Annotated in this window: 14 protein-coding genes; 7 read left to right on the top strand and 7 right to left on the bottom strand. The window is 64.5% G+C overall.

The window, feature by feature from the left end; translation table 11 throughout:
• The 3 genes from ACLIMP_RS12280 to ACLIMP_RS12270 form a co-directional block, all read right to left on the bottom strand.
• Window positions 1-1,533, bottom strand: a complete 1,533-nt coding sequence (locus tag ACLIMP_RS12280) for a DHA2 family efflux MFS transporter permease subunit (RefSeq protein WP_324695727.1) — start codon at window positions 1,531-1,533, stop codon at window positions 1-3.
• 29 nt (window positions 1,534-1,562) lie between these two features.
• Window positions 1,563-2,669, bottom strand: a complete 1,107-nt coding sequence (locus ACLIMP_RS12275) for an HlyD family secretion protein (RefSeq protein ID WP_324695725.1) — start codon at window positions 2,667-2,669, stop codon at window positions 1,563-1,565.
• A 145-nt stretch (window positions 2,670-2,814) separates the two neighbouring features.
• Complete coding sequence (locus tag ACLIMP_RS12270; RefSeq protein WP_324695723.1) at window positions 2,815-3,693, bottom strand: alpha/beta fold hydrolase; 879 nt, start codon at window positions 3,691-3,693, stop codon at window positions 2,815-2,817.
• Between the two features lie 204 nt (window positions 3,694-3,897).
• On the opposite strand from ACLIMP_RS12270, the gene trxB reads away from it, so the two are divergent.
• A complete protein-coding gene (gene trxB / locus ACLIMP_RS12265; RefSeq protein WP_324695721.1) occupies window positions 3,898-4,866 on the top strand; it encodes a thioredoxin-disulfide reductase in 969 nt (322 codons plus the stop codon).
• A gap of 66 nt (window positions 4,867-4,932) precedes the next feature.
• Here trxB and ACLIMP_RS12260 read toward each other — a convergent pair whose 3' ends face one another.
• From ACLIMP_RS12260 to ACLIMP_RS12245, 4 genes are read right to left on the bottom strand one after another with little or no spacing between them, the layout of a single operon-like run.
• Window positions 4,933-5,712: a hydrolase 1, exosortase A system-associated gene (locus tag ACLIMP_RS12260; protein WP_324695719.1), complete on the bottom strand. Its 780-nt coding sequence runs from the start codon at window positions 5,710-5,712 to the stop codon at window positions 4,933-4,935.
• On the bottom strand, window positions 5,709-6,380 hold the full coding sequence (locus tag ACLIMP_RS12255) for an alpha/beta hydrolase family protein (RefSeq protein ID WP_324695717.1): 672 nt from the start codon (window positions 6,378-6,380) through the stop codon (window positions 5,709-5,711). The genes ACLIMP_RS12260 and ACLIMP_RS12255 overlap by 4 nt, the downstream gene beginning before the upstream one ends.
• A 22-nt stretch (window positions 6,381-6,402) precedes the next feature.
• On the bottom strand, window positions 6,403-6,666 hold the full coding sequence (locus ACLIMP_RS12250; RefSeq protein WP_054438776.1) for a phosphopantetheine-binding protein: 264 nt from the start codon (window positions 6,664-6,666) through the stop codon (window positions 6,403-6,405).
• 39 nt (window positions 6,667-6,705) lie between these two features.
• Window positions 6,706-7,722 (bottom strand): GNAT family N-acetyltransferase, encoded by a 1,017-nt coding sequence (locus tag ACLIMP_RS12245; RefSeq protein WP_324695714.1) that lies wholly within the window; start codon window positions 7,720-7,722, stop codon window positions 6,706-6,708.
• A 35-nt stretch (window positions 7,723-7,757) separates the two neighbouring features.
• Between ACLIMP_RS12245 and ACLIMP_RS12240 the strand changes: the two genes are divergently transcribed.
• From ACLIMP_RS12240 to ACLIMP_RS12215, 6 genes are all read left to right on the top strand, one after another.
• Complete coding sequence (locus tag ACLIMP_RS12240) at window positions 7,758-9,290, top strand: acyl-CoA ligase (AMP-forming), exosortase A system-associated (protein WP_324695712.1); 1,533 nt, start codon at window positions 7,758-7,760, stop codon at window positions 9,288-9,290.
• Entirely contained in the window at window positions 9,287-10,513 is a 1,227-nt protein-coding gene (locus ACLIMP_RS12235) for a pyridoxal-dependent decarboxylase, exosortase A system-associated (RefSeq protein ID WP_324695710.1), read from the top strand. The genes ACLIMP_RS12240 and ACLIMP_RS12235 overlap by 4 nt, the downstream gene beginning before the upstream one ends.
• Window positions 10,514-10,684: 171 nt before the next feature.
• Window positions 10,685-11,329, top strand: a complete 645-nt coding sequence (locus tag ACLIMP_RS12230; protein WP_054438768.1) for an XrtA/PEP-CTERM system exopolysaccharide export protein — start codon at window positions 10,685-10,687, stop codon at window positions 11,327-11,329.
• Window positions 11,330-11,357: 28 nt separating this feature from the next.
• Window positions 11,358-12,878 (top strand): XrtA system polysaccharide chain length determinant, encoded by a 1,521-nt coding sequence (locus ACLIMP_RS12225; RefSeq protein WP_324695707.1) that lies wholly within the window; start codon window positions 11,358-11,360, stop codon window positions 12,876-12,878.
• 9 nt (window positions 12,879-12,887) lie between these two features.
• On the top strand, window positions 12,888-13,925 hold the full coding sequence (locus ACLIMP_RS12220) for a P-loop NTPase family protein (protein WP_443477877.1): 1,038 nt from the start codon (window positions 12,888-12,890) through the stop codon (window positions 13,923-13,925).
• On the top strand, window positions 13,922-15,643 hold the full coding sequence (locus tag ACLIMP_RS12215; RefSeq protein ID WP_324695703.1) for a preprotein translocase subunit YajC: 1,722 nt from the start codon (window positions 13,922-13,924) through the stop codon (window positions 15,641-15,643). Before ACLIMP_RS12220 ends, ACLIMP_RS12215 begins: the two co-directional genes overlap by 4 nt.
• The last annotated feature ends 2 nt before the right edge of the window (window positions 15,644-15,645 follow it).

Here is a 15,645-nt window from a genome sequence, read left to right as displayed (position 1 = left end):
TTATTCCCCGAGTGCAAGAGTGCTGGTGTCGACATCGTTCGCCTTCTTCACGCGCATCATCAGGACGAGCGGGATGAGGCAGAGCGTCAGCACGAACACCATGTGAAAGAGTGAAATGTCGCCGACCATCGTCGCCTGCCTGACGACCTCGCCGTAGATCCGGGTCAGGGACTGGGTCGAATCGAAGTCGAAACCTGGCCGTGCGTAGTCGAACACGGGATTGTCGGGCCTTATGCCCTGCACCAGTTCGCTGCGTGATGCGGCGATATAGTGGACGAACTGATACTGTATCACCGATATGCCCACGGCATTGCCGACATTGCGCGTGAGTGCGAACATCGAAGCGCCTTCGTTGCGCAGCGCCGGATCGAGCGTGGAGAACACGATCACCGAGAGCGGCACGAAGATCATCCCGCTGCCCAGTCCCTGCACCAGTCCTGCCAGAACGAGCGTGCTCTGGTCGACGTAGAGATCGACGTGAGAATACATCAACATCCCGCAGCCCATCAGTATGAGCCCGGTGACGATGATGATGCGGGTGTCGACGAACTTCACCAGCCGGGTGACCAGCAGCATCGAGATCAGCGTGCCGATCGCGCGGGGCAGACTGATGAACCCGGCTTGGAGCGCGGAATAGCCAAGCAATGACTGGGTCATGACCACGATCATCGGGATCGTGGCGAAGGCGACTATACCGATCATCATGCTGAAGACCGAACCGATCGCGAAATTCCGGTCGCGGAACAGCTGCGGCCGGATGAAGGTATCCCTTGAAGTCGCCATGTGAACGGCCATGAGGTAGGTCGCGAGAGCGAGAACCACGGCGTAGATGCGGATTTCGGAGGAGTCGAACCAGTCGAGATGCTCTCCCCGGTCGAGCAGGAGCTGGAGCGACGTCAACGCGACCGAGACCATGACGAAGCCCAACAGGTCGAAGCGCGTCTTCACCCGGCTCTTCCGGCGCACGAGGAAGATCGACATGCCGATGAAGGCAAGGATGCCGAAAGGCACGTTGATGAAGAACACCCAGCGCCAGGACATCGCATCGGTAAGATAGCCGCCGAGCGTGGGCCCGACGATCGGTCCCGCCATCGAGCCGAGCGCGAAGATCGCCATGGCTTTGGCATGATCCTCGGGCGGGTTGATATCGAGCAGGATAGCCTGACTGAGCGGGACCAGCCCGGCTCCGCAGGCTCCCTGCAAAAACCGGGCAAGAATGATGGTCTGCAGATCCGTGGCGAGCCCGCAGAGCGCTGACGCGGCAGTGAAGCCGGCTACCGAGAACAGCATGACGTTCTTGCGGCCTACCCGCCCGGCCAGCCAGCCGCTGAGCGGCGTGGCGATGGCCCCGGCAACGAGGTAGCTCGTCAACACCCAGAGCACCTGTTCCTGCGAGGCTGAAAGGCTCGCCTGCATGTGCGGCAGCGCGACATTGGCGATGGTGATGTCCACCGCAACCATGGTCGATGCGATCATCGAAGGGATGGTTATCAGCAGACGCCGCATCGGCGTGGGATAGGGGGATGCGGGCATGGCTGGCACCGCGGAACCGCCGTTCCGGCTCAAGGCCGGCGTGCCGGCGCGGCCGGTGTATCGGCGGCGAACAAGCGACGTTCATGGCGGGTATCGACTTCGACATGGACGCTCAGGCCCGCGCCGAGCGGAAGGTCGCCTGCGGATTCTTCTATCGCGATCTGGACCGGCAGTCGCTGGACGACCTTGACCCAGTTGCCGGTTGCATTGTCCGCCGGAAGCACCGCGAAGCTCGATCCGGTCCCGGGGCTGAAACTTTCGACATGGCCCTTGAAGGCGCGGTCGGGGAAGGCGTCGAGTCTGACCGTGGCGTGCTGGCCCGCGCGCATGTAGCGCAGTTGATCTTCCTTGAAGTTCGCCTGCACCCAGAAACGTTCGCCGGTTAGCATGAAAACGGCGCGGCCCGGGGTGACGTAGTTACCGGGCTGAAGCTGGTTCACGCGTGTCACCACGCCGTCCTGCGGGGCCCGGACGACGGTGTCGGAAAGGTCTATCCGCGCCTGGTCCAGTTTTGCCGCCGCCTTGCGCACTTCGGGCAGGGTTGAGGTGTCACCCTCGATCAGGCCGGCAAGGCTGGCGCGAAGGCTTTCGGCTCGGGCCTCGGCAGCGGCGACGCCTTCGCGGGCGGTGCGCGCTTCGGTTGCAGCCTGTTCGTACTGCGCGCGAGAGGAAATTCCCTCTGCCATGAGCGATTTCTGGCGAGCGGCTTCGCTTGCCGCATAATCCTGTTTCGCCCTTGCCGCGCCGACCTGCGACAGTGCTTCGCGATAGTCTGCCCGCTGCGAACTCGCGTCTGTCCGGGACTTGGCCAGTTCGGCTTCCGCCTCCGACACCGCTGCTGCAAAACTGCCGGACTTGATGCGGAACAGCACGTCACCCTTACGGACGTGCTGATTCTCCCGCACTTCGACGGAAACGACCGTGCCGGCGATGCTGGGGCTGATCGCGACCATGCCGGTCTGAAGCGCCGCATTGTCGGTTTCTTCGTAGCGACCTCCGGCGAGGTAGAACCAGATCACACCCGTCAAGGCGACCAGCGGCCCAGCCAGCATCAGAACCCTTCGCAGACGACGCCTGGCCGGGCGGACGGGCAGGGAAATCTGGTTCTCTGCCGCGATCGTTGTTTCGGCGTTCATGCTTTTTCCAGTGCCTTTCAGGCGAGACTCGTCGTGTCGCGCAGGTACTAAGCATGGTTATTATAAGCAAGAGGAAGGTTGCAAGGGTGTCTATCTGGAATCGCGCTTGCGATGGGTTGGAGGGGCCGTGCGAACAGGGTGGGGTTCAGGGCGCGAGAAATGCCTTCACGTCACCCATGAACCTGTTGAACTGGTCATGATGGAGCCAATGGCCGGCGTCTTCGTATTCGACTAGCCGAGCCGTGGGGAACCAGTCTATCCGCCCGTCGTCGGCCGGGCTCTGCGAGAAGCTGTTCTTGCCCCACAGCATGAGCACGGGGCAGGTGATGGCTTGCCACAAGGCAACCACATCCGAAGTCGGCAGATCCGATACGGACCAGACATTGACGTAGTTGTCGAATTTCCAGCTCCAGGTGCCGTCCTCGTTGCGGCTGGCGCCATGGATCGTCAGATGGCGTGCCTGCTCCTCGGTAAGGAAGGAGTTCTCCTCTTTCATCCGCTGGTAGGCGTCCTTGCGGGTCGCGTACTTGCGCGGCATCCGTCCGGAGGCCCGGCGCTTGTCCTCGATCCATTGTTTCAGCCGGTCGCCGATCCCGCGCTCTTCCATCTGGCGGCGGATGTGCGGTGGCGGGCCGAGCCCTTCGATATTGACGAATTTCTCGACTTTCTCGGGGAACAGGCCGGTGAAGCGCGTTGCGACGTTTCCGCCGAGCGAATGGGCGATGATGGTCACTTTCTCGTGCCCCAACGTATGCACGAGCTGGGCGAAATCGTAGACGAGGGCGTCCATTCCGTAGTGGCCCTCGGGAGACCATTCGGAATCGCCGTGGCCGCGCAGATCCGGACAGATCACGTGCCAGTCCTGTCGCAGTTCCTCGGCCACCCAATCCCAGCTGCGGCAATGGTCGCGCCCGCCGTGCTGGAGAATCAGCGGCGGCGCGTCCGGGTTGCCCCAGTCGACATAGTTGAGCCGCAGGCGCTGCGAGATGAAACGGTTGGAGGTCGGTCCGAGCTGGCTTTTCATGCCGAAATCGTGATCCCCGGCGCGGCGCAGGTCAATGGGGGCACCGGTATTCCGCGCCGCCGCGAGGCGGAAACCCGATCCGCCAAGTGCGGATTTGCGGGGATCAAGATATTCCTTATGCGGCCTGCCGCTTGGCAAACCGGGGTGCTTGGCCCTATCTCGCGCCCCAACGATATTCGACACATTCACGCCGGAGACTTTCACATGGCGACGACGCACAAGACCCGCATGCTCATCATCGGTTCCGGCCCGGCCGGTCTCTCGGCCGCGATCTATGGCGCGCGCGCCGGGATGGAGCCGATCGTTGTGCAGGGTCTGCAGCCCGGCGGCCAGCTTACCATCACCACCGACGTCGAGAATTATCCCGGTTTCCGCGAAGTCATTCAGGGCCCCTGGCTGATGCAGGAAATGGAGGCGCAGGCTGTCCATGTCGGCACCCGCATGATGTACGACATCATCACCTCGGTTGACCTCAACGGCCCGATCTTCAAGGCTGTCGGCGATTCGGGCGATATCTATGAGGGCGATACCCTCGTCATCGCCACCGGCGCACAGGCGCAGTGGCTCGGCGTCCCCGGCGAGCAGGAACTTTCGGGCAAGGGCGTCTCGGCCTGCGCCACGTGCGATGGTTTCTTCTATCGCGGCAAGAAGGTCGTGGTGATCGGCGGCGGCAATACCGCGGTCGAGGAAGCGCTCTACCTCACCAACCATTCCGACGAAGTGACCCTGATCCACCGCCGAGACAGCTTGCGCGCCGAGAAGATCCTGCAGGACCGCCTTTTCGCGAACCCGAAGATCAACGTCGTTTGGGACAAGCGCGTCGAACGCTTCATGGAAGGCGAAAATGGCGAACTGCGCGCCCTTGCGCTGATCGACACCAAGACCGGCGAGCAGAGCGAAATCCTTACGGACGGTGCTTTCGTCGCCATCGGACACGCACCGGCGACGGAACTGTTCAAGGGCAAGCTGGCCATGGACGAGACCGGCTATCTCCTCGTCCAGCCGGGCACGCCCAAGACCGATATCGCCGGCGTTTTCGCTTGCGGCGACGTGATGGATCACGTCTATCGCCAGGCCATTACCGCTGCCGGTACCGGCTGCATGGCGGCGCTCGATGCCGAGCGTTATCTTGCGGCGCGGGATTTCGCCGAAGCGGCGAAGGTCGAAGCCTGACTTTGTAGATAGGAGAGGTCCGGGGCTCAGCCCCCGGGCCTCTCTCGATAGGAACGCCTTGCGCAACTAGGCGTGACGCAAGGCGTCCAGCACTTGCCCGATCAACCAGTCCTGCGCCTCCGGCTCGACGTAGCTGTGCGTGGCGCCGGAACAGCGGCGCACGCGGGTGTCCGATTTGTCCCAATTGGCCAGAAATGCGAGACCCGTGCGGTCCCTTTCGGCGACGAGCAACCGCACCCTACCTGAAAATACGGCGAGGCCGCGCGCCATTTCCTGCGCCAGACCGGCAGGTTCCGCCACGCCCGGACGCGACGCGGCAACGAGGCTGCGGATCAGTTGGGCTATCGCAACTTTTCCCGTGAGGAGGCGCCTGATGGCGGCCGGATCGGTCATCCGGCGGCGATAGTGGCTGCGCACGACTTCGGCCGGAGCGTCCCCGGCCTCGTCCTCGATCGTCCATGGGTTGGACAGTACCAGCGCGCCGAGCCCGGCGCCTTCTGCCAGCATCAGTGCGCTGGCAGCGTCGCAGTTTCCCAGCCCGACGACACGGCGCATTTGCGGGCAAGCCGCGCGAAATGCGCCGAGCGCTGCGCGGATATCCGGCGTGCTCGATCGGAAGCCGCAGTTCTCGCCCTCACTGTCTCCCACGCCGCGCCGGTCGAAACGGAGCACGGGAAACCCTTCGGCAGCAATTCGCACGGCGAGCCGGGCCTGCCCGTTCCACGCGCCGGCGCGTACTTCATTGCCGCCGGACACGATTAGCAGACCGGTGTCTGCCGGCGCTTCATCAAGGCTCGCGGCGAGCTGCGAGCCTTCACAGGGGAAAGTGAAGTGCCGCCGCGTCATGCTCGCAGAGCCTCGCTCAGCAATGCGGCGAGCGCATCGGCCTGAGACGCATCCTCATCCGGTTCCGCTCTCAGCCACAAGCCGCTACCTCCGATCCGCTCCTGCTCGATGATGGGTACGGAGGGATTGGGCTCCAATGTTTCGATCTCCCGGAAAAGCCCGGCGTTCAATGGATATCCGGCGAGCATAATGCCTTCGGTACGGGCCATGTCCGTCAAGGCTTCCCGCGTCTGTTCGCGTCCCGCCTCGCGGTCTGCAAACATGCGGGCGCGCAACATGGAGCGCAGGATCTGGGCGCCCTTTACCGGTGCGTAGTGCCATTTCGGCAGGCTCGGTGTGAACAGGCAGCCTCCGCGAATGCCGAGGACGTGCGTTGCGCCGAAATGCGCGGCAGCCGCGGCCATCGCGGTTCGCCATTGGGCCGGGCCTATCGATTCGAGAGCGAGCACGCTCTCGTTCGTTCCCGGCAGGTCCGGGGCAAGGCTGTCGATCCCGGCGCGGTCAAGGCGTCGCATGACCTCCACCGTGAGGCGGCGCATGCGATTGCCCTCGTCGAACAGGGCAGGAACGATCAGGACCCGCTGCGCCCGCCCGCGATCGAACGCGAGCGCATATTCCTTTTCCATGCCGCCATCGGGCAGGGGGCAGGGCCATGTCGTGGGGGTCATCCTGCGATTCCCCCAGCGCGAATCACGCCGTGGCGCGCTTGGCTTTCGCGAATTCGAGCAGGGCGCCGAAGGTCTCCAGCATCTCGCCGTCGATCTCGTCGTCCTCGATGATGATGTCGAGCCGGTCTTCCAGCTCGGTCAGGAGGCCGGCAACCGCCATCGAGTCCAGTTCGGGCAAATGCCCGAACAGCCCGGTATCGGCATCGAACGTCTCGGCTTGTCCCTGCTTGAGGCCCAGCACATCCGTCAGGATGCGGCGCAGCAACAGGTCGGTTTCGTCTTGCATGGCCCCTCTCTTCGGGCATTTGTCGTTAACCCCGCGCCTCTAGCCGCGCTTCGCGGTTGCGGCAAGGCGCTCAAGCCCTGCCCGCAAGATATCACGCCCCAGACGAGGCCAATTCAGCGGAGACCCGGGGCGGAACATGTCGAGCCGGTATCGCGGACGCACAAATTCCATCCAGTCCCGCTTGTACGGATCGTCGCCTGTACCGAAATCCACGAGTTCGACACCGTCCGTGTCGATCACATGGCGGAAAAGCGCCGCGCTCAGGACCGAACCGGGGGAGAGGTGCTTCGCCGCTTGCCGGTGAGCGAGTTTGTGTATCCATGCCGTGCCATGTTCGACCGTCCACATCTGCGCGGCGATGGCCTGTCCGCCGCAGCGCGCAATGCCCAGCCGCAGTCGTCCCGCAGAACCTTCGGCTTGCGCGAAGGCGCGCAGGAATGCGGGGCTGCCTTCCTCGGGCTTCCAGCTTTCGGCATAGATCGCTTCGTAGGCTGCCCAGGCTGCGGCATCGAAACGGGTGAGAACTTCGATTTCGAGCTTGCCCGCCTTGCGTTTCAGCGTCGTGCGCAAGTTGCCGGGGCGCGAGGCGAGATAGTGCGCGTAGCTGCGACCGGCTACTGGCAGGACATGATTGCTGTCGCAAATCTCACGGCGGACGAGCCAGCCTGCCTTGCGGAAGGCGCGTTCGAGCAGGGCGGCGCTGCCGTCCTCGTCCGGTACGCCGCTCAGCGTGATGCGGCGGGCCTTTCCGGCAAGGTCGCCCGCCAGTACCGCCAATGGCCGTTCTGCGTCTGAACAGAGCGCGCGGAAGCGGAAGGTATACCAGTTCGACAGTGCGTGAAGGTGCCCGGATGCTCCCTGCAGGGGCAGTACCGCAAAATCCTCGCCGTCACACGCCGCGGCGATAAAGGCGTCTGGAGCGCAATGCTCCGCCAGCGCCCGAAACCATTCGATACGGTCGAAAGGGGCGTGCTGGTTGCCCTCGGAAAGCCACAGCGCTAGCTGGCCGTCCGATTGCACTTGCTTAAGATCGCGGTGATAATCGACCTTTGCCACGTCCCGTTCGAACCCTTTCGGAGCCTTTCCCCGTCATGCCCGGCAGTACCGAAAAGCCGATCCTGCCGCTCGACCATCTCGCCCTTCGGGGAGAGGATTCGGCCGAGGCCCTGGTGCTGCGCGGAGAAGTGCTGGACTACAAGGCCTTAAGATCGCGTGTCTCCAGACTTGCGGCGTGGCTCGCAGTGGAAGTTCCGGCAAAAGGCGCGCGTATCGCTTCATGGGCAGCTAAGGGGGAACTGACCTGCCTGCTCCCGTTGGCGGCCGCGCGCGCGGGACTGGTGCATGTGCCGGTCAATCCGTTGCTCAAGCATGGGCAGGTCGCGCATATCCTGGCAGATAGCGGCGCGGTCATGCTGATCGGCACGCCTTCTCGGCTGGCCTCGCTTGCCGAAGCGGATGTGCCTGCCGATTGCCGTCTGGTCGATGAAGCCGCGGCGCTGGCCGATGCTGCAATGCTGGATGGAGAACTGGCGCCTTCGCAGGCCGATCCCGATGATCTGGCGGCGATCCTCTACACCAGCGGCTCCACGGGGCGGCCCAAGGGCGTGATGCTCAGCCATGCCAATATGTGGCTGGGCGCGGAAAGCGTGGCCGACTACCTTGGTCTTGCTCCCGATGACCGGACCCTGGCGGTATTGCCGCTATCGTTCGATTACGGGCAGAACCAGCTTCTTTCGACATGGTACGCCGGTGGCTGCGTGGTTCCGCTGGACTATCTGGTGCCGCGCGATGTCATGAAGGCGGTGGGCCGGCACGGGATCACCACGCTCGCGGCCGTGCCGCCGCTATGGGTGCAGGTCTGCGAGCTGGATTGGCCGGGTGAAACGGCCGGAAAACTGCGCCGATTGACCAACAGCGGCGGTGCGCTCACTGTCGATCTCGTCCGCAGGATGCGCGCGCTGTTCCCCGGTGCCCGCCTTTTCGCGATGTACGGCCTTACGGAGGCGTTCCGTTCCACTTACCTCGACCCTTCGTTGATCGACAGCCATCCCACTTCGATGGGGAAGGCGATCCCGCACGCGGAAGTGCTGGTCGTCAACGATGCGGGCTTTATCGCTGCCGATGACGAGGAAGGTGAACTGGTCCACTGCGGGCCATTGGTGGCGCAAGGCTACTGGCACGATCAGGAGCGCACGGCTGAGCGCTACAAGCTGGCGCCCCTCGGCTCCCACTATGGCGGCATGGCGGTGTGGTCCGGTGACAGGGTGCGGCGCAGTGCGGATGGGCTGCTCTATTTCGTCGGTCGCCGTGACGCCATGATCAAGAGCGCCGGAAACCGCATCAGCCCGCAGGAGGTGGAGGAAGCCGCGCTTGCGACAGGTCTCGTGGTTGAAGCCGTTGCCCTGGGCGTGCCGGACGCGCGCCTTGGGCAGGCGGTGCATCTGGTTGTCCGCGCTGCACCGGGCTTCGAAACAACCTCGGAATTGCCGCGTAAACTCATGCAGGAACTACCGAATTTCATGCAACCCAAAGTGATCCACTGGCGCGATTCAATGCCTGTCGGGCCGAATGGCAAGATCGACAGGAACGGTCTTGCCGCCGAACTCGCGGCGGCAGGCGCATGAAGCCGCTCGGTCCGATTCCGGCGGGCTTCGAAGCTGCGCGCGGTGTTCTGGTGGTGGGCGGCAGGCCGGTTACGGATTGGGTGGAGCAGGCAGGGGATACGCCCCTGTTCCTCTACAGCGCAAATCTCGTGCGCAGGTGCGTTGCCGATATCCGGGTGGCCATGCCGGAGCGGCTGGCGCTGCATTATGCCGTGAAGGCCAATCCTTTCCCGCCCCTGTTGTCGCTGATGGACGGGCTGGTCGACGGTTTCGACATTGCCTCCGGCGGCGAGTTGGCGATCGTGCGGGCGGCAGGCATCGATCCTGCGCAAGTCAGCTTTGCTGGCCCGGGCAAGCGTGACCGTGAACTGGACGCCGCAATCCGCGCCGGCGTGACGCTCAACCTCGAATCGGAGGCCGAGGCCCGCCGCGCCATCGGAATCGCTGAAACGCTTGGCGTTACTCCGCGCCTCGCCATTCGCGTGAACCCCGATTTCGATCTCAAGGGATCGGGCATGAAGATGGGTGGCGGCGCAAAGCCGTTCGGAATCGATGCCGCGCGAGTGCCTGCGCTCGTGCGCGAAGTGGTGTCCAGCGGGGCGGAGTGGCGCGGATTTCACATATTCGCGGGCAGCCAGGCGCTGGACGCATCAGCCATTGCGGAAACGCAGGGGCAGGCGCTCGATCTGGCCGCAAGGCTCGCGGAAGAGAGCGGCACGGCCTTGCCGCACTGCAATCTCGGCGGGGGGCTCGGCATTCCCTACTTCCCGGGAGATACTCCGGTCGATCTGGCCCTTGTCGGCGAGCGTCTGGCCGAGCGTTTCGAGCGCTTGCCCGATGTTCTGCGCGAGACCGCGTTCTGCATCGAACTCGGCCGTTATCTCGTTGGCGAATCAGGTGTTTATATTGCTCGCGTGATTGACCGGAAGGAAAGCCACGGCGAAGTTTTCCTCGTTACCGATGGCGGCCTTCACCATCAGTTGGCCGCGTCCGGAAACTTCGGAACGGTGGTGCGGCGCAACTACCCTTCGGCCATCGCCACGCGCTTCGATGCGCCGGTCGAGGAGGAAGCGTCAATTGTCGGCTGCCTCTGCACTCCGCTGGACAAGCTGGCGGACAAGGGAGGCTTTCCGCGGGCCGAAGTCGGCGATCTGGTCGCGGTGTTCTGTGCCGGCGCTTACGGCGCCTCGGCGAGCCCGGCGCAGTTCCTCGGGCAGGGGGCGGCACTGGAAATGCTGGTCTGAAGCACGGTTAGCATTCGACAGGCATGTTGTCCCAATGCGGGACCGGGTGCCAATCGGTTGGTGAAGGCTAACGCAATGTTCACCCTTTTAGGCGATAGCGCAGGCTGGATTTTGCCACGTTTGCCGCATCGTAACAGCGATCGGCAGGCCGGCGCCTGAAGGGAAGAGCTTATGCCGCACCGCCGTCCGACCCGACTCCTGGCTGCCTCTGCGCTTGCCAGCGTCGTCCTGACCGGCTGTGCGGGGCCTGCGTCCGGCCCCCAGCTTCCGCCCGCGCAGTTCGTTGCGATGCAGGAGGGGCCGAGCGAGGAGTACATCATCGGTCCGCTGGACCAGCTCACCGTGTTCGTCTGGCGCAACCCCGAACTCGGCGCGAAGGTTCAGGTTCGGCCCGATGGCCGCATCACCACGCCGCTGATCGCGGACATGCCTGCGGTGGGCAAGACCCCGGCCATGCTGGCGGAGGATATCCGCCTGCAGCTCTCCCAATATATCGAGGACCCTCTGGTTTCGGTCATCGTGGACGGGTTTGCCGGCACGTACAGCCAGCAGGTCCGCGTCGTCGGCGCGACCGAGAAACCGGCTTCCATTCCCTATCGCGCCAACATGACCGTGCTGGATGCGATGATCGCGGTGGGCGGTCTGTCGGAATATGCTGCGGGCAATCGCGCACGTCTGATCCGCTTCGACAAGACGGCAGGCAAGCAGACGGAATATGCCCTGCGTCTGGGCGATCTGCTCAAGAAGGGCGACAGCAAGGCAAACGTCATGCTGAACCCCGGCGATGTCATTATCATCCCTGAAAGCATGTTCTGAGGATCGGGCGCGAGATGGGATTGGCGCGATGAACGGCCTTTACGAAGAACTGCTCGCCGCCCTCCACAGCGTCTGGCACCGGCGCTGGATCGCGCTTGCGGCGGCCTGGGCGATCTGCCTGCTGGGCTGGCTGGTGGTGGCCCTGATCCCCAATTCCTACGAATCCAAAGCCCGCATCTTCATCCAGCTCGATGACGCCTTGGCCGAGCAGGTGGGTATCGGCGTGGCCGACAAGAAGCGCGATATCGAGCGCATCCGGCAAACCCTGACCAGCGCCGTGAACCTCGAGAAGGTCGTGCGCGGGACGCGGCTGGGCGATACGATCCAGTCTCCCAAGCAGATGGAATCCACGGTTCTCGGCCTTGGCAAGAACGTGTCCGTGGTCAGCCAGCAGGACAACCTGTTCGAGATCACTGCGACCGCGAACTATTCCTCTTTCTCCGATGCCGAGAATGCCCAGCTTGCCCGTGAAGTGGCGCAGAAGCTGATCGACATTTTTCGCGAGGAGAACCTGTCGGGCGATCGCGGTGACATGGTCGAGACGCTGGAGTTCGTGAACCAGCAGCTGCGCCAGCGCGAAAAGGAACTTGAATCGGCGGAACAGCGCCGCACCACTTTCGAGGCCCAGCACCCCGAAATGGCGCTGGGCGGGGCAGCAGTGGCGCAGCGGCTGGAAAGCTCGCGCACGCAGCTTCGCGATCTCGACGCGGATCTCTCCGCTGCCCAGAGCGCGCTTGCCGCGATCGACGGTCAGCTTGCCGGTACGCCCCGCACGATCGCCGGAGGAACTGCCGGCGGGGCTTCGGGCGCATTGGCGCAGGCCCAGTCGGAACTGGCCGGAATGCGCGCGCGCGGCCTGACCGACAGCCATCCAGACGTGATCGCGGCGCGAAACCAGATTGCAGCGCTTCGCGGTCCTGCAGCGCAGGAAGCGGCCAGCGGCACGGGTACGCCGAACCCCGCCTATAGCTCGCTCCAGTCGATCCGTGCCGAGCGGCAGGCCAACGTCCAGGCGCTGACGTCGCGAAAGGCGGCGCTGCAATCGGACGTAGCCTCGCTCACGGCCTCCGCGATCCAGGACCCCGAACTTGCGACCGAGGCCCAGCGCATCAATCGGGACTACGACGTCCTGCGCCAGCAATACGACAAGCTTCTCCAGGACCGGGAGGAACTGCGCCTGCGCGGCGAAGTGAAGACCGGCCGCGAGGCGGTGAAGTTCCAGGTGGTCGATCCGCCGACGACGCCGCGCAAGCCGGTGGCCCCCAATCGGCCCTTGCTGCTGTTCGGCGTGCTGATCGCCGGCGTCGTGGGCGGCTGCGCAGGTGCTTTTGCGCTCAGCAAGGTCCGTTCGGTCTTCGCGACGACCGCGAGTCTCGAACGGGCGACGGGGCTGCCGGTGCTCGGCGCAATCTCGCAAAATCTCACGGATGGCGTGCGCCAGCTTCGCAAGCGCCGCCTCAAGTACTTCATCGGCGCCGGCGCGGCTTTGTGCGGCCTGTTCGTGGTGTTGCTTGCGGTTGAGTTTATCCAGCGCGGCATGGTGGCCTGAGGAACGGTAATGACCGAACACAGCAAAATTCCCGCGCCCGGACAGACCAGAAAGCGCGGCCCCGGCGAATCGCTGATCGAACGCGCTGCCGGACATTTCGATTTCAACAGCATGATCGCTCGGCCGGTTCCGCTTCCGGCCGAGCCTGTTGTCTCCGCAAGGCCCGCTGACGATGCAGCGTCCGCTGCCGAAACACCCGCTGTGTCTTCGCCTGCTTCACCGCCGTTCGCCGCGCCAACGCCCCCTCCAGCGCCAGCGCGCGATGTAGCCGAGCCGGTTGCAGCCGCTTACCCGGCCCCCACGGCCTTCGCCGGTGAGCATCATCCGATCGATCGCGAACTGCTGCGCGAGCAAGGGCTGATCGTGCCGGAGGGCACCGTGACCGCGCTTCTGGAAGAATTCCGCATCGTCAAACGGCAGTTGCTGGTGCAGGCGGCCGATTTGCGGCGTCAGAAAGCAGGCGCCGCCGCACAGCGCGTGCTGATCAGTTCGCCGCATCCGGGCGAGGGCAAGACGTACTGCGCGCTCAATCTCGCGCTGTCGATCGCGGCTGAGAAGGAAAGCGAGGTTCTCCTCGTCGATGCCGATTTCGCCAAGCCTTCGATCCTTTCCGCGCTGGGGCTTCCCGGCGGTCCGGGGTTGATGGACGCATTGATGGACGAGACGATCGATCCCGCCGAATGTGTGCTCGGCACCGATATTCCCGGGCTTTGGGTCATGCCGGCGGGCGATGCGACCATCAATGACAGCGAATATATCGCCTCATCCCGAACCGCGCGGATACTCGACAGGCTGACCGAGAACGCGCCGCATCGCATCGTGATTTTCGATTCGCCGCCCGCCCTTGCGGCATCGCCCGCGGCCGAACTGGCGAAATACGTCGGCCAGACCGTGGTCATCGTGCGCGCGGACCGGACCGGGCAGGGCGCGCTGGAAGATGCGATCTCTTTGCTGGGGGCCTGTCCCAACGTCCAGCTGCTGCTCAATGGTACGCATTTCAGCCCGAGCGGCCGCCGCTTCGGCTCTTATTACGGATACAAGGGATGAAGTCGGTGTTTTCGCCCCCGCTGGGCCTGGGCGCTCTGGCTGCTGCGCTGGCAGCGGCAGCGCCGGTGGAGGCCCAGACGATCGGCTATGACCAGGTCGGCTCGGGTTCCGATGAAGTCGCCGCCTCCGCTCCGTCGTCGGGGCGGCAGGATCGTTCCGGAAAGCGCGGAGGCAAGGGCTCCCGCCGGATCGAGGTGACGCCCTATATCGAGATCGATCAGATCGTCGATGCCCAGCTTTCTCCGGGCAACGACGTGCTCACCTATACTCAGCTCGCGGCGGGCGTCGATGCGGGGATATCCGGGCGCAACAATGCGTTGTCGGCGTCCGTCCGCTATGAACGCTACATCGGCTGGAGCAAGCGCGCAGCCGATGGCGATGCCATCAGCGGCATCGTGCGCGGCTATACCACGATCACGCCGGGCCTGACGCTGGAAGCAGGCGCGCTTGCAACCCAGGCGCGGGTTCAGAACGGCGGCTCTGCGCTTTCGCCCGGTCTGGCGAACGACGGGGGGGCAACCAACGTCTACTCGGTATACGGTGGACCTTCGTTCAGGACGCGCGCGGGCGATGTCGATTTCGCGGCCAATTACCGGGCCGGTTTCACCAAGGTCGAACAGTCGGACGCCTTCGTCGCGACACCCGGCGGCGCGGCGGCCGACGTCTTCGACAAGAGCGTGACGCAGATCGCCGACATCGAGGCGGGCGTGGCGCCTTACGTTATCGCACCGGTGGGGCTGGGCGCTGCGGGCAGCTTCTATCAGGAAGATATCTCCAACCTCGACCAGCGCGTGCGGGACATGCAGGCGCGGGCCCTGGTGACGGTGCCGGTAAGCCGCACGGTGCAGGTGGTGGGCGCCATCGGTTACGAGGACGTGGAAGTGTCCAGCCGCGATGCCCTGCGCGATGCCGATGGCAACCCTGTGATCGGCAGCGACGGTCGCTACAAGACCGACAAGAGCGTCCCGCGCGAACTTGCCTACGACGTCAGCGGCCTGACCTGGGACGTGGCCGTGATGTGGCGGCCGAGCCGCCGCACCTCGCTTTCGGCGCACTTCGGCCGTCGTTATGGATCGACCAGCTTCGGCGGCAACCTCGCCTATGCGCCGGATGATCGCAGCCAGCTCAGCGTCACGGTCTATGACAATGTCAGTGGGTTCGGCGGCCAGCTCAACCGCGCGCTCGATCAGTTGCCGGATGACTTCGTGGCCGTGCGCGATCCCGTGACAGGCGAACTGCGCGGCTGCGTCAGTTCGCTTGACGGCAGCAACTGCTTTTCGGGCGCGCTGGGCTCTGTGCGATCGGCGGTGTTCCGCGGGCGCGGCGTGGCGGCGAGCTATTCGCGCAGGGTCGGCCGCCTCGATGCGGGGATCGGTGGCGGGTACGACCGCCGCGATTTCATCGCTCCGCAGAACACCGTGTTGGCTGCGGCTGACGGGGTGATCGACCAGAACTGGTGGCTCTCGGCCTATCTCAGCGGCCAACTCGGCAGAGAAGCCGGATGGTCGGCGAGCGTCTATGCGAACTGGCTTTCCAGCAACGATCCGCTGGTCGGCAATGTTAACGGTTATGGTGCCACACTCGGCTATTACCGTATGCTGGCCCGCCGCCTCAGGGCGACGGTGGCACTCGGGCTCGACGGCGTGAGCCGTGACGATGCCTTGTATGAAGACTACTGGACCGCGTCCGCCCTCGCCGGCGTGCGCTACAGCTTCTGATT

This window comes from Novosphingobium aeonii (assembly GCF_052279045.1).
Classification (GTDB): Bacteria; Pseudomonadota; Alphaproteobacteria; order Sphingomonadales; family Sphingomonadaceae; genus Novosphingobium.
Note: the sequence above shows the minus strand (reverse complement) of the source record. Positions and strands in the feature narration are given on the sequence as shown.

Coding starts and splice junctions, on each gene's coding strand:
- ACLIMP_RS12280 (WP_324695727.1), bottom strand. CDS start 1,533: ATGCCCGCATCCCCCTATCCCACGCCGATGCGGCGTCTGCTGATAACC.
- ACLIMP_RS12275 (WP_324695725.1), bottom strand. CDS start 2,669: ATGAACGCCGAAACAACGATCGCGGCAGAGAACCAGATTTCCCTGCCC.
- ACLIMP_RS12270 (WP_324695723.1), bottom strand. CDS start 3,693: ATGAAAAGCCAGCTCGGACCGACCTCCAACCGTTTCATCTCGCAGCGC.
- trxB (WP_324695721.1), top strand. CDS start 3,898: ATGGCGACGACGCACAAGACCCGCATGCTCATCATCGGTTCCGGCCCG.
- ACLIMP_RS12260 (WP_324695719.1), bottom strand. CDS start 5,712: ATGACGCGGCGGCACTTCACTTTCCCCTGTGAAGGCTCGCAGCTCGCC.
- ACLIMP_RS12255 (WP_324695717.1), bottom strand. CDS start 6,380: ATGACCCCCACGACATGGCCCTGCCCCCTGCCCGATGGCGGCATGGAA.
- ACLIMP_RS12250 (WP_054438776.1), bottom strand. CDS start 6,666: ATGCAAGACGAAACCGACCTGTTGCTGCGCCGCATCCTGACGGATGTG.
- ACLIMP_RS12240 (WP_324695712.1), top strand. CDS start 7,758: ATGCCCGGCAGTACCGAAAAGCCGATCCTGCCGCTCGACCATCTCGCC.
- ACLIMP_RS12235 (WP_324695710.1), top strand. CDS start 9,287: ATGAAGCCGCTCGGTCCGATTCCGGCGGGCTTCGAAGCTGCGCGCGGT.
- ACLIMP_RS12230 (WP_054438768.1), top strand. CDS start 10,685: ATGCCGCACCGCCGTCCGACCCGACTCCTGGCTGCCTCTGCGCTTGCC.
- ACLIMP_RS12225 (WP_324695707.1), top strand. CDS start 11,358: ATGAACGGCCTTTACGAAGAACTGCTCGCCGCCCTCCACAGCGTCTGG.
- ACLIMP_RS12220 (WP_443477877.1), top strand. CDS start 12,888: ATGACCGAACACAGCAAAATTCCCGCGCCCGGACAGACCAGAAAGCGC.
- ACLIMP_RS12215 (WP_324695703.1), top strand. CDS start 13,922: ATGAAGTCGGTGTTTTCGCCCCCGCTGGGCCTGGGCGCTCTGGCTGCT.